Source organism: Rhodococcus sp. P4_F3_2 (genome assembly GCF_056401335.1).
Genome location: NZ_JBFUJN010000018.1, coordinates 45,864 through 58,979, shown reverse-complemented (window position 1 = coordinate 58,979; position 13,116 = coordinate 45,864). Strand labels below are relative to the sequence as shown.

General features: G+C 64.7%; 8 protein-coding genes and 1 pseudogene. 4 read left to right on the top strand and 5 right to left on the bottom strand.

What is annotated here, in order from left to right; all coding sequences use genetic code 11:
- Positions 1–16: 16 nt before the first annotated feature.
- From AC1DWA_RS19520 to AC1DWA_RS19510, 3 genes and pseudogenes are all read left to right on the top strand, one after another.
- Positions 17–1,522, top strand: coding sequence for a TIGR02677 family protein (locus AC1DWA_RS19520; RefSeq protein ID WP_019748531.1), 1,506 nt, complete (start codon positions 17–19; stop codon positions 1,520–1,522).
- Positions 1,519–2,961: a TIGR02678 family protein gene (locus AC1DWA_RS19515; protein WP_019748532.1), complete on the top strand. Its 1,443-nt coding sequence runs from the start codon at positions 1,519–1,521 to the stop codon at positions 2,959–2,961. Before AC1DWA_RS19520 ends, AC1DWA_RS19515 begins: the two co-directional genes overlap by 4 nt.
- Positions 2,958–6,959 (top strand): annotated as a pseudogene (locus AC1DWA_RS19510) (TIGR02680 family protein); the annotation flags it as partial. The gene AC1DWA_RS19515 and the pseudogene AC1DWA_RS19510, both read left to right, overlap by 4 nt.
- A gap of 43 nt (positions 6,960–7,002) precedes the next feature.
- Here AC1DWA_RS19510 and mshC read toward each other — a convergent pair.
- Positions 7,003–8,244: a cysteine--1-D-myo-inosityl 2-amino-2-deoxy-alpha-D-glucopyranoside ligase gene (gene mshC, locus AC1DWA_RS19505; RefSeq protein WP_020969678.1), complete on the bottom strand. Its 1,242-nt coding sequence runs from the start codon at positions 8,242–8,244 to the stop codon at positions 7,003–7,005.
- Between the two features lie 10 nt (positions 8,245–8,254).
- On the bottom strand, positions 8,255–10,444 hold the full coding sequence (locus AC1DWA_RS19500; protein WP_257209740.1) for an MMPL family transporter: 2,190 nt from the start codon (positions 10,442–10,444) through the stop codon (positions 8,255–8,257).
- Between the two features lie 30 nt (positions 10,445–10,474).
- On the opposite strand from AC1DWA_RS19500, the gene AC1DWA_RS19495 reads away from it, so the two are divergent.
- Entirely contained in the window at positions 10,475–10,936 is a 462-nt protein-coding gene (locus AC1DWA_RS19495; RefSeq protein ID WP_003946187.1) for a MarR family winged helix-turn-helix transcriptional regulator, read from the top strand.
- Here the strand turns inward: AC1DWA_RS19495 and AC1DWA_RS19490 are convergent.
- The 3 genes from AC1DWA_RS19490 to AC1DWA_RS19480 are packed head-to-tail and all read right to left on the bottom strand — an operon-like array spanning position 10,933 to position 13,094.
- Positions 10,933–11,739, bottom strand: coding sequence for an SCO1664 family protein (locus tag AC1DWA_RS19490; RefSeq protein ID WP_003946172.1), 807 nt, complete (start codon positions 11,737–11,739; stop codon positions 10,933–10,935). The two genes, AC1DWA_RS19495 and AC1DWA_RS19490, sit on opposite strands and share 4 nt — an antisense overlap.
- A 4-nt stretch (positions 11,740–11,743) precedes the next feature.
- Positions 11,744–12,343 carry a DUF3090 domain-containing protein gene (locus tag AC1DWA_RS19485; RefSeq protein WP_019748537.1) on the bottom strand — a complete coding sequence of 200 codons (600 nt, stop codon included), beginning with the start codon at positions 12,341–12,343 and terminating at the stop codon, positions 11,744–11,746.
- Between the two features lie 55 nt (positions 12,344–12,398).
- Positions 12,399–13,094, bottom strand: coding sequence for a histidine phosphatase family protein (locus AC1DWA_RS19480; protein WP_019748538.1), 696 nt, complete (start codon positions 13,092–13,094; stop codon positions 12,399–12,401).
- Positions 13,095–13,116 lie beyond the last annotated feature (22 nt).

Genomic DNA, 13,116 nt, shown 5'->3' with positions numbered 1-13,116 from the left:
TCTCGCCTACCCTGTCATGGTGGAAGAAACGAGTGCGCCCGATTACGCCGCGTACGCCGACACCAATCGACTGAAGCTGTTTTCGTTCACGATCGCGGAAAAACGGGCCGAGTACCTCTGGGTACTTCGTGCCTTCGACCATGCTCGCGCCAACTACACCGTCCTGCTGCATGCCGGAGCCGTCGCGCAAATCCTCGAGAAGATCGGTGGATCGGATCCGGCGGCCGATCTGTCGGCAGCAGAGGTCACTCCCCTGTTGGATCAGCTCCATGTGTGGGAGATCCTCGAGCGCAGCTACGACGGCACCCGCGCGGCCACGCTGGCCGAGTACCGCAATCGCCACTTCGTCTACCAGTTCGGTCAGGCCGGATACCAGGTCTATCGATCAGTCGAGGACGTTCTCGCCGCACGCCTGGACTCGGCCTCGCTCTCGCGTCTCGCTCTGCCGGACCTGCTCGCAGACATGTCCGAACTCGCCGAGGCCAACCGAAGCTCCGACGGCGATCTGATCTTCCGCAAGCTCAAGCGCCTCGACTCGACACTCTCCGACATGGCCGATCGAGCCGCGCACTTCTATCTGACCCTCGGCGACCTCGTACGGACCACGGAGATCACTCCGCAGGCTTTCCTCACGCACAAGGACGCTCTGCTCACGCACATGCGGGAGTTCAGCTCCGATCTGGCGCGCTACGCCCCCAAGCTCAAGGAAGCGATCGAGCACGTCGAATCCACCGGGGTCGATCGCATGATCCGCCTCGCCGCCGCCAGTGACGAACGGGTGTTCGTCCCGATCACCGAACGCGAAGACGACTGGGCTGCGCGTTGGCGAGGATTGACCGCCTGGTTCGTCTCCGCGGAATCGGGGATCAGCGAGTCCGAGCGTCTACGTGAGGGCACGATGAGCGCGATCGCCGCGGTTCTGGCGCTCCTTCGCCGCGTCACGGAAACCCGTCGCGGCGGCGTCAGCCGCGAGAGCCAGCTCCGGCACCTCGCCGGCTGGTTCGCCGCCACGCCGTCCGAAGACGCAGCTCATGCTCTGTTCCAGGCAGTGTTCGACCTCGGCCGTCCACGCCACCTCTCGATGGTGCATCCGGACGCCGACATCATTTCTCACTCACGTTCGTGGTGGGAGGCACCGCCGGTCGAGATCGCGCGAACACTCGCCGAAACCGGCCGCCCGCCCTCACCAGGATTGCCGAGCAAGGTCGCCCGCAACGACGGCAGCATCCGCCGCCTACGCGAAGAGCAGTTGGCAGCGCAACGTACGCGCAGCGCCGCGGCGCAATCACTCGCGTCCAACGGCGTCTATCAGCGTGAACTCAACGAGCAGGAGACCGAAGTTTTGCTGAGTCTGCTCAATGCAGCACTGACCGCGCGCGTTCCGGTAGTGGGACGCGTCAAGAGCTCCACCGGTAGTGAGAACGGGGTGAAGCTGACGCTCAGTCCCTCGGACGGTTCGACCACCATCAAGACCGCCCGCGGGCGTATGCACCTCGACGGCATCGAGGTCAGTGTTCGATGAGAGCTCGCGAGATCACGCCCCTTGCCCTCGACTCGTATCAACGCGCGGCGCGAGTGATCCTGTCCAACCACCTGATCACCTCGACGTACCCGGATCGAATTGCGTTGCCGCTCTTGCGCCGGTGGGCCACCGAGCTGCGTGACGACCTACTCGAACTGTTCGGCTACCGCCTCGAGGTGACGGAGACCACCGCGCGCCTGTTCACGGTGTCGGATCGACTCAACCCGTCGGCACCGGCCCGAACTGCCTCCGAGCGAACCTTCGATCGCACGCGTTACGCCTACCTGGCACTGTGCCTGGCCGCGTTGGGCCGCGCCGGGAACCAGATCACGTTGTCGGAGTTGGCCGATCACGTCGCGGCCGACGCTGCACAAGTCGACGGCGTCGAACTCTCCACCGATCGTGCGTCGGACCGCGACGCCTTCGTCGACGCAGTGGGCTGGCTCGGCGTCAGAGGCGCCATCGCACTCGCCGACGGTGACGCAAACGGCTGGGCGTCCAATCCCGAAGCGGGAGAAGCGCTCTACGACATCGACCGTTCCGTCGTCGTAGCCCTGTTCCGTCCGCCGCGCGCCCTGCAGCACCTGCACTCCATCCGCGGACTCCTGGCCACGGAGACCTCGAGCGCTGCCGAGGACGACGGAATTCCTGTGGACGCGAAAGAGATCGGACGCCGAGTGCGTCGGGCACTGGTCGAGCGGCCGGTCGTACTGGCGGGTGAACTCGATCAGCACGAATTGATCGCCTTGGCGCAGCCCAAGACCGCGTCGGAAGTCGAACTACTGACGGGGTTGGTGGCCGAGCGTCGCGCCGAGGGAATCGCGATGATCGATCCCACCGGTCGCCTCTCCGACGTCCGCTTCCCGAGCACCGGAACTATCGCCCAGGTAGCTCTACTCCTCGCCGGCGAGATTGCCGACCGCGTACTCGACGTCGACGCTCCGGAGCTGCCGAAACTTCCGATCCCGCACGTGTCGGACGATCACCTGATCGAACAACTCGATGCCGCCATCCCGGAGGCCGGGATCTTCGAGGACCTCGCCGACGAGGACGACGACTTCGTGTTGCCTGCCGGCGAACCGGCCGAGCCCCCGGAACCCGTCACGTACCCAATGATCGACGACGACTGGCTCGCCGACAAGGTCAGCGAGTTGGTGGACCAGTTCGGACGCACGTTCGCAGCGCAATGGCAGGCCGATCACAACGGGCTGCGCAAGCAGGCGCTCGGGTTGCTGCAACGTCTGCGCCTGACGCATGCGGTCGACGGCGGCGTACTGGTGTTGCCCGTCCTTGCCCGGTACCGCGACGTCGTGGTCTCCGTACGCGAACGCGATCCTCAGATCGACTTCGCGGTAGACAACTCCGCACCGGATCCGGTCGACGAATTCGGCCCCGAATCTTCCACCAACGGCGAACTATCAGAGGTAGAGAACGTATGAGCAACGCCCGCTTCCGACCTACTCGGGCTGGAATCATCAACCTCTGGGATTACCGAGACCAGGAGTTCTCGTTCGCCGACGGTCGACTGGTCCTACGAGGGCCAAACGGATCCGGTAAGACCAAGGCCCTCGAGGTCTTGTTCCCGTTCGTTTTCGACGGCCGCATCGAACCGCGGCGCCTCAACCCCTTCGCCGGTGAAGAGCGCACGATGAAGTCCAACCTTCTCTACCGGGGCCAGGACAGCGCGCACTCCTACGTGTGGATGGAGTTCTGCCGCGGCTCCCTCGAAGATCCCGAGTCGGTGACCGTGGGAATCGGCATGCGGGCAACCCGCACCAACGACAAGGTCACCCGCTGGTACTTCGTCGCCGACGGCCGCGTCGGAGTCGACTTCTCGCTGATCGGCAACGACGATCGTCCTCTCACCAAGAAGCAGTTGGCCGAACAACTCGGCAGCGATTCCATCACCGACCGTCCCCTCGACTACCGCACCGCGATCGACGCGCGAATGTTCGGTCTCGGAGTGCAGCGCTACGACCAGCTGATCAATCTCATTCTCACGCTTCGCCGTCCCCAGCTCGCGAAGAACCTTGATCCGAAGGGCCTTTCGCAAGCGCTCACCGACGGCCTCCGTCCACTCGACGACCAACTCGTCCTCGAAGCTGCGCGTTCGTTCAGCGATATGGAAGAGGTCGGCCGCGCGCTCGAGGGGCTCGCAGCCGCCGATCAGGCAGCGCAGAGTTTCATCGGCGTCTACACCAAGTACCTGCGTCAGCAGTCGCGCGGAGAGATCGAACAGGTCAGCACCCGCCTCGCAGCAGTCACCAGAGGCGTTGCCGCCATGGACGAGTCGTCGCTCGCCCAGACCCGCAGCCGTGAAGCCCGGGCAGCAGCCGAGGAGCGCTTCAACCAGGCCGAGCAGGCACTCGAGAACGCGCGCGCCAATGTCGAGGCGTTGCAACGCTCGAGCGCCTACGAAGGCAAACAGCAGCTCGACGATCTCGCCCAGGCCGTCTCGACGCTCAAGCTCTCGACCGAGCAACAGGCAGACAAGTCGAGGAAGGCGCAGGCTGCACTCGCGCAGCGCGGCGACGAAGCCGACAAGGCCGCATCGTCGGTCAAGCGTGCAGCCGAGGCACTCTCACGTGCCGAGGACGAACTGCAGGCAGCCGCCGAGGACGCCGGCATCGTCTGGACTCCCCTGCCCGACGGCTCACGCAGCGACCAGATCACCGCAGCAGTGCGTGGCCATGCCGAGGAGCGTGACGGCGACGTACGCGTAGTCCGCACTGCGCTCGCGACCGTCGAGAAGGCCGCTACCGAACGAACCCGGGCCGAAAACAGCTCGCGCCGTGGACAAGAGCTGCTCGAAGCGTCCAAGGCCGCTGTGCTCGAAGGCGAAGCTGCCGTGGAACTCGCACGCAGTCAGTGCGCCAGTGGGCTGCGCGCGTGGTGGACCGATCACTCTTCCTTGTTCTCAGCTGTCGGCGCAGACACGTCGCTGTTCGAGGCTCTCGACGCGGCGCTCGCCGAGGTCGGCGACGAGGACGCTCCGGCGCTGTCCGCAGTTCTCACCGAGCACACCGAGGCAGGCACCGAGACGCTGCGCGAGCGACGTCGTGAGGCCGAAGCTGAAATATCTGCATCACACGCCTCCATCGCAGCTCTGAAATCCGAGCGCAAGGCCGTCTCGGCGGAACACGAGGACGCTCCGCCGGCCTTCCACGCACGGACCGACAACCGCAGTGATCTGGGTGGGTCGCCGCTGTGGCAGCTGGTGCGCTTCGCCGATTCCGTCGAACCAGACGTGGCCACGGGAATCGAATCCGCACTCCAGGCGGCAAATCTGCTGGACGGATGGGTCTGCCCGGACGAAACGATTCCAGATCACGTCAGTGAGCAGTTCCTGACCGCTCTGCCGGTCAAGCAGCGCCCCAAGGGACGAACGCTGGCCGACGTCCTCGAGGTCGAAGGCAATGCCGACGTACCCGACGCTCGGGTACAGGACATTCTCGCGTCGATCAGTCTCGTCGAGGCACCGGGCGACTCCGATGCCAGCGTCGCGATCGGCGTCGACGGCCGCTTCTGGCAAGGTGTTGCGCGTGGCCGGCACGTCAAGGCCGACGCCGAGTACATCGGCACGACAGCGCGGGCGCGTCGACGCGAAGCTCGGATCACCGAGATCGACGCAGCTCTGGAAGAACTTGCCGCCGCTGTCGATGCAGCCAAGGCACTGGTGACGCAGACCAACGAGCAGCTGAGCCGAATCAACTCTGCGGCAAAGGAATTGCCGAAGACAGGGTCGATCCTCCGCGCACTCAAAACCGTCACCGAATCCGCCGGTGCACTCCGCACTCGCTCGGAGGCCACGGAAACGGCACAACGCGAACTCGATGCGGCGATCGCCGATCTGGCGGCGAAGGAAAAGCAACTCCGGGCGACGGCGTCGCAGCACCGGACCCCGCATATCGGCCGTGAACTCGACTCCCTCGCGGCGGCGATCCGTCATTTCGAGAAGCAGGGCGAACTGGCGCTGCGCTGCCGACGCGAGCATGCCAAGGAAGTCGAACTCGAACGCGAGTCTCGCGACCGTCTCGACGAATCACGCGCCAATGCGGAGGAATTCGCCGAGGAAGCCGCCATCGCCGAGGAGAGTCTGCTTCAGCAGGTCCAGCGCCTCGAGACACTGCGCGACACCCTCGGGGCCAGCGCCGAGCAGATCGACCTCGACCTGGCAAAAGCCCGCGCGAAGATCGAAGAATGCAAGGTCGAACAGCGTGCTGCGCGAAAGGCGTACGACGCTGCCGTCCTCCAGATCGGCACGGCAGAGGGTGCGTACAACACCGCCGTCGAGACTCTTCGGCACACCCTGACCGAAACCCGCAGTGATGCAGAGCGACTCGCACCCTATGCGCGCCCGGACCTTCTCGAGTTGTTGGGCGTCAAGGAACATCTGAGCTGGCCGGCAAGTTCAGCGGCGTGGATGAGCCCTGATCAGTTGGTCTACCGCATCCAGAACGAAGACCGCAGCGAGGACGCGGCCCACCCGCCCGTCCTCCCCGAAGACGTCGACAAGTTGTACCGAGCGCTCGAGGCTGCGACCTCGGCGGTACGCGTCACCGACGGAGCCCGCAAGGCAACCCGCACGGCACTGACCTCGGCGTTGCAGGACTTCGACGCCCAACTCGCGGCGGCCGGACAGGACTACCGCCTGCAGTGGGATGCACCGGACGGACTGACCGTCGTACGAGTGCAGGACGATCAGGGCTATTCGTCGATCGGTGAATTCGCAACGCGGATCCACGATGCTCGTGGCGATCAGGAGCAGTTGCTCACCGAATCCGAGCGTCGCATTCTCGAAGATGCCCTGCTGACCGGATTGGCTCAGCAGATCCACGAGCGCACGGTCGATGCACGCGTGTTGATCGCACAGATGGGCACGGAGATGCGTGAGCGTCGGATGTCCTCGGGCAACACCATCGGCGTTCACTGGGTGCTCGCCGACAACCTCGACGACAGCTCGCGGGCGATCTCCAAGCTGCTGGATCGAGACGCGTCGGCCCTCGGCGTCGATGAACTAGCTACTCTGCGAGCTCATTTCGCGACCCAGATCCGTACCGCCCGCGCGGCGCACCCCGAACGCTCGTACCCGGAAATCCTGTCCTCGGCGCTCGACTACAGGCAGTGGCGCGTGTTCTCGTTCACCCTCATCAGCGGTGAGGGCAAGGAAGACCGCCTTACCGTCGCGCGGCACAGCGCGCTGTCCGGTGGCGAGCAGTCGGTTTCGCTGCACCTTCCTTTGTTCGCCGCGGCGCACGTCATGCTGGACTCGGCCGACCCGCACGCCCCGCGTCTGCTGGCACTGGACGAGGCCTTCGCCGGTGTCGACGACAACGGTCGCAGCGAGCTGCTCGGCTTGAGCGTTCAGTTCGACCTGGATCTCTTCATGACCGGCTACGACCTGTGGATCACGTACGCAGACGTCCCCGGCTGTGCGCCTTTATTAACCGCCCGCGGTTAATAAGGCGCACAGCAGGGGTTCAGCGAAGCGAAATACCCAGCAGGGCGTCTACGGCATCGGCGAACTCGCCGGGTGCCTGCGTGTCGGATCCGCCGCCCTCGATGGCGCGGCGTGCCCAACCGTCGAGCGCGTCGAGCGCCTTCGGGGTGTCGAGATCGTCGGCCAAATGCTGACGCAAACGCGCAACAGTGTCGGTGGCTGACGGCGCGGAATCGAGAGCCGCTGCCTCGCGCCATACCTTCAGACGCGACTGAGCATCCTCGAGGACCTGATCGGTCCACGCGCGATCCTGGCGGTAGTGGCCGGAGAGCAATCCGAGACGAATTGCTGCGGGATCGACCCCTTCACCGCGCAGTTTCGAGACGAAGACGAGGTTTCCGCGACTCTTCGACATCTTCTCGCCGTCGAGGCCGATCATGCCGGTGTGCACGTAGTGCCGCGCGAAACGGCGATCACCCGTTGCCGATTCGGCATGTGCTGCCGAGAACTCGTGGTGCGGGAAGATCAGGTCGCTGCCACCGCCCTGGACGTCGAAGCCGGAGCCGATGCGGTTGAGAGCAATGGCCGCGCACTCGATGTGCCAACCGGGGCGCCCCGGCCCGAAGGGTGAGGGCCACGAGGGCTCGCCCGGACGCTCCGCCCGCCAGACGAGTGCGTCGAGCGGATTGCGCTTTCCGACGCGATCGGGATCTCCGCCACGTTCGGCAAAGAACTTCTCCATCGTCGCGCGGTCGTAGCCCGACTCGTAGCCGAACTGCTCGGTCGCGTCGGCGCGGAAGTAGACGTCGGGGAACTCCGCGTCGTCGACGATGTACGCGGCGCCGGACGCCACGAATTTCTCCACCAACTCGACTACTTCGTTCACCGATTCGACGGCGCCGATGTAGTCCTTCGGCGGAAGCACGCGCAGCGCTTCCATGTCCTCCCGGAAGAGCGCGGTCTCACGCATGCCGAGGACGATCCAGTCCTCGCCGTCGCGATTGGCGCGCTCGAACAGCGGGTCGTCCACGTCGGTCACGTTCTGGACGTAATGGACGTCGTGTCCGGCGTCGCGCCAGATGCGGTTCACGAGGTCGAACGTGAGGTAGGTGGCCGCGTGACCGAGGTGGGTGGCGTCGTACGGGGTGATGCCGCAGACGTACATCGTCGCTTTCTTGCCCGGGGTGACGGGGCGAACCTGACGGTCGGCTGTGTCGTACAGCCGCAACGGCGGCCCCTGACCGGGAACGGACGGGAGTGCGGTATCGGACCAAGACTGCATGCTGCCGAGCCTAGTGGAGACTGCTCTGAGGCTGGGAAGGTGCTGGCTGATCCTGCTCCGGTTCGGGCGTCGACGCGAGCTTGCTCGGCCACCAGATCTTCTGACCGATGTCGTAGGTCAGGGCCGGGACCAGCAAGGATCGGACGATCAGAGCGTCGAGCAGGACACCGAACGCCACGATGAACGCGATCTGCGCGAGGAACAACAGCGGGATCACCGCCAACGCCGAGAAGGTTGCTGCCAGAACAACTCCGGCAGAGGTGATCACCCCGCCGGTCACGGTGAGTCCCCGCAGCGCACCCGCCCGAGTGCCGATCTTCAGCGCTTCCTCACGCACCCTCGTCATGAGGAAGATGTTGTAGTCGATTCCCAGAGCCACCAGGAACACGAACGCAAACAGCGGGACCACCGGATCCGCGCCGGGGAACCCGAAGACGTGGTCGAACACCAGCGACGAAATGCCCAGTGTCGCAGCAAACGAGAGCACAACGGTGCCCATGAGAAGCAGCGGTGCGAGAAGCGAACGCAGCAACAGGGAGAGAATCACGAACACCACGATGATCACCACGGGAATGATGAGTGTCCGGTCCCGTGTCGAGGTCGTCTTCGTGTCGAGGTCGGTCGCAGTGACGCCACCGACCAACGCGTCGGCACCGTCCACGGAGTGAACTGCATCACGTAGTCGCACGATGGTGTCTTCGGCCTCGAGTGAGTCGGCAGCGTCAGTCAACGTCGCCTGCAGGGAGACTCGTCCGTCGACAACCAGTGGGGCTCCCCCGTTCTGTACGACGCTTACGTCGCTGACGCCCTCCACGCGACTGGCTGCCGCAACGGCGTCCACCTGGTCCGCATTCGCGATGACCACGGCCGGTGAACCCGAACCCGCGTCGAAGTGCTCGCCGAGAATCTCCTGGCCTGCAACCGAATCGACGTCGAGCAAGAAGATGTCGGACGAAGAGACACCGCTGGCTTTGAACTGCGGCATCATCAGCGCGAAGATCACAAGCACCAGCGTCGACGCCACCCAGAAGCGGCGCGGGTGCCTACCGATTCGAGCAGCGAGCCCGGCCCAGAACCGGTGATCGTTCGCCTCGTCGTGGTGCTCGCGGTCGGCGTCGAACTTCGGCTTGGTCGGCCAGTACGCAGTCCGCCCGAACAGAACGAGGACTGCAGGTAGGAACGTCATCGATGCGAGGAAGGACGCGGCGATACCGATGGCGGCCACCGGGCCCAGCCCGCGGTTCGAGTTCAGGTCGGAGAGCAACAGGCACAGAACGCCCGCGATGACCGTTCCGGCAGACGCCGCGACGGGTTCGAGCGTCGCGCGCCACGCAGTCCGCATTGCTGCGTACTTGTCCTTCTCGATCCGCAATTCCTCACGGTAGCGAGAGACCAGAAGCAGCGCGTAGTCGGTGGCGGCACCGAACACGAGGATGAACAGGATGCCCTGGCTCTGACCGTTCAGTGCGATGACGTCCGCGTCGGCGAGCAGATACACGAGCAAGCTCGACAATCCGAGTGCGAAGATCGCCGAAAAGATCACCACGAACGGCAGGATCGGGCTCCGGTAGACGATGATCAGGATCAGGATCACGACGGATCCGGCTACCAACAACAGCAGTCCGTCGATACCGGCGAATGCTGCCGACAGATCCGCAACCTGCCCAGCGGGGCCGGTGACCTTGACTGTCAGTCCGTCAGGGCTCGACTCCAGCGCCGCGCGCAGCGCTTTCACGCTGTCCTTGACCTCGAGGGTGCTGTCGACCGGCAGGAACATCTGCAACGCCTGGCCGTCGGCCGACGGGATCGGCGGCGATGACGCGTCACCGAATCCCTCGGTACCGACAAACGAATCGACGGTCTGGGACAGGAAGGTGGAGTCGGCGGGCTCGAGGCCACCTGGTCGTTCCGCCACGACGATGGCCGGCACGAAGCGGGTGTCCGTGAAGCTCTCTTGAAGCTTTGCCACCTCGGTGGCTTCGGCCGACGCCGGCAGGAACGACGTGTTGTCGTTCTGCTGCACCGTGCTGAGCTTTCCGGCGAACGGGCCGCCGAATCCTCCGATTGCCAGCCAGCCGATCACAAGGAGAGCTGGCACAATCCATCGAAGGCGACGAACAGGACGATTTTGTACTGGTGTGCTCACTGGGTCTCCAGGGATCGGCAGCAGAGAGGACTTGCCGACTATTTTGTTCAGCATGCTGAGTAATTGCAAACGGAAGGCAAAAACATGAGCAGCGACGGCCTGGACGACTGGCCAACCGGCCGGCTGTTGTCCACCGCTGCGCGCCTGGTAGAGCACTCGTGGGAGAAGGTTCTGCGGTCTCAGGACATGACGCACGCGGGCCTGATCGTGCTCCACTCGATCGCCGGTGGGGCGGCGTCTCAACGCGACATCGCGAAGAACGCCCGCGTCACCGATCAGACGATGAGCCGCACGATCGACCGTCTCGAACGAGCGGGTTACGTCACGCGTGACACCGATCCGCGGGACGAGCGTCGGCGCGTGATCGCGATAACCGACGCCGGAAGACTGACGTACGAGCGACTACTGACGCTCGAGAAGGAAGATGCGGCGTTGACCGTCGGGGTCGGGGACGTCGCCGCGCTGCGCGAACAACTACTGCGATTGGTTCGCTCACCCGGATTGAAGACGGCAACTCGCGAACAGCAGGAAACGTCTCGAGACTAGAAAGCCGGCCAGGGAATCGTTCGATGGCCGTTAGGTTCGGGCATTACCGCGGACTCGGCGAACTGCATCGCCCGGACCGCCAAGGCCACGATTTCCTCTTCGGTGATCAGTTCGGACAACTCGTCCCCGAGATCTCCATCGAGAGTTGTCGCGAATTCGGCGACGTCGGCGATCAAAGCACCGGGTACGGGCTGCCCGGCCCACCCCCACAACACGGTCCGCAGCTTGTTCTCCGAGTGAAGACAGATTCCGTGATCAACGCCGTACACCGAGCCGTCGACGCCTTCGAGGGCGTGACCACCTTTGCGGTCGGCGTTGTTGATGAGGACGTCCAGAACGGCCATTCGCTGCAGCCGTGGATCGTCCGCATGGATCAGAGAGACTGGTTCACCCTCCGAGTCGAAGGCCTGCAGGACCTCGAACCACCCTGGCGGAACATTGCCCGGACTGCACAGGTCGACCATCTCGAGTCCGCCAGATCCATCCGCGCGGCGATCGACGGTGTCAATCCAACGCTGCACCATGCCTGGCCCGAAAGGGCCGTCCCGCAACACTGTTCGCGGAATCACTCCCCAGCCCAGCGCCTCGGACACGCGGTACGACGCAACCTCACGCCCGGCCAGAGTGCCGTCCGGGAAATCCCACAGTGGGCGTTCACCCCGCACCGGTTTGTAGACCACACGGGTGGACTGCTCCCCCAGAGTCGACTCGCACACCAGCGTGGCGTTGCTTGCCGTGGTGATCTGGCCGATCAGGGTCAGATCACCCTCGAGCAGAACGTCCGGCACACCAGGTTCGGACACGACGTCAGACCTCGTCGTCGTCTGCGTCGTCGATCGCAAAACCGAAGGACTCGCCGCGGCGGTATCCGTTGGTGCGGATGCACACGTGCCCCTCGGGCGCCAGCGGCTCACCACACAGCGGGCATGGCGCGCGTCCCGCCGCGATGACGCGTTCGGACCGCAGCGAGAATTCGCGCGCTTGTTCCGGGGTCAGGAACACACGGACCGCATCCGGACCGTCGTCGGCGTCGTCGAGGACAACCGATTCGTCGAACTCCGTCTCGCTGACGGCAAGCAACTCCACGACGACCGCACCGGCATCGGCGTCCCAACCGAGCCCCATCGTGCCGACCCGGAACTCCGCGTCGAGCGGTGTGACCAGCGGGCTGAGATCGGAGACATCGTCGGCCTGCGGCGGAACCTCGGTTCCGAAGCGTCGATGTACCTCTTCGAGGAGAAGGCCCATGCGATCGGCGAGGACCTGAACCTGCTGCTTCTCGAGCAGCACACTCACCACCCGTGAATCGTGCACGGCTTGGAGATAGAAAGACCTGTCACCGGGCTCGCCCACCGTTCCTGCGACAAATCGGTCAGGAGTGCGAAATACGTGAATCGCGCGCGACATTGCACCTCCTCGAGTTCGAGCAGAACATCACTGAATACCCATTATCCGTCACAGCTCACGCACCGACCTCTCCACCGGGGACGGACTCCTGCGCGGGAGCCGAACCGTTGGTCGCGGTCTTCGCTGCACTGATCGCTGCGAGCACGTCTCCGGTGTCGTTGACTCGAAGAACGAACGGCAGTGTGGCCGTGTAGCGAATCACGCTGACCGAGGCCGGCTCGGCGACGATCCGCTGGAACGAATCGAGGTGCATCGCAAACGCGTCGGCGAGAACCGATTTGATGACGTCACCGTGTGTGCAGGCGATCCAGACGACGTCTTTGCCGTGTTCTTCGGCCAGCCGTGCATCGTGCTCTCGGATCGCGGCAACGGCTCGCGCCTGTACCTGGGCCAGCCCTTCACCGCCGGGAAAGACCGCACCGGAAGCGTGGCGCTGCACCACTTTCCAGAGCGGTTCTTCCAAGAGTTCCTTGAGCGGGCGACCCGTCCAGTCGCCGTAATCGACCTCGATCAGGCGATCCTCGACCACCGGCGTCAGACCACGGTCGACGGCAATGGGGCCGACCGTCTGCTCGCACCGCAACAGCGGCGAGCGGACGATCTCCGCGATGTCCAGACCGACCAGCCGATCGACGACGCCTTCGGCCTGTTTCCGGCCGTGGTCGTCGAGTTCCACACCCGGCGTTCGACCGGCCAGGGTATGGGCAGTGTTGGACGTCGACCGCCCGTGCCGCAGTAGGACAACTGTCATTCCACAACCCTAATGGGGCGGT

Bases quoted from the DNA above. Each gene is read 5' to 3' on its own strand.
- AC1DWA_RS19520 (WP_019748531.1), top strand. From the start codon at position 17: ATGGTGGAAGAAACGAGTGCGCCCGATTACGCCGCGTACGCCGACACC.
- AC1DWA_RS19500 (WP_257209740.1), bottom strand. From the start codon at position 10,444: ATGCTGAACAAAATAGTCGGCAAGTCCTCTCTGCTGCCGATCCCTGGA.
- AC1DWA_RS19485 (WP_019748537.1), bottom strand. From the start codon at position 12,343: ATGTCGCGCGCGATTCACGTATTTCGCACTCCTGACCGATTTGTCGCA.
- AC1DWA_RS19515 (WP_019748532.1), top strand. From the start codon at position 1,519: ATGAGAGCTCGCGAGATCACGCCCCTTGCCCTCGACTCGTATCAACGC.
- AC1DWA_RS19480 (WP_019748538.1), bottom strand. From the start codon at position 13,094: ATGACAGTTGTCCTACTGCGGCACGGGCGGTCGACGTCCAACACTGCC.
- AC1DWA_RS19495 (WP_003946187.1), top strand. From the start codon at position 10,475: ATGAGCAGCGACGGCCTGGACGACTGGCCAACCGGCCGGCTGTTGTCC.
- mshC (WP_020969678.1), bottom strand. From the start codon at position 8,244: ATGCAGTCTTGGTCCGATACCGCACTCCCGTCCGTTCCCGGTCAGGGG.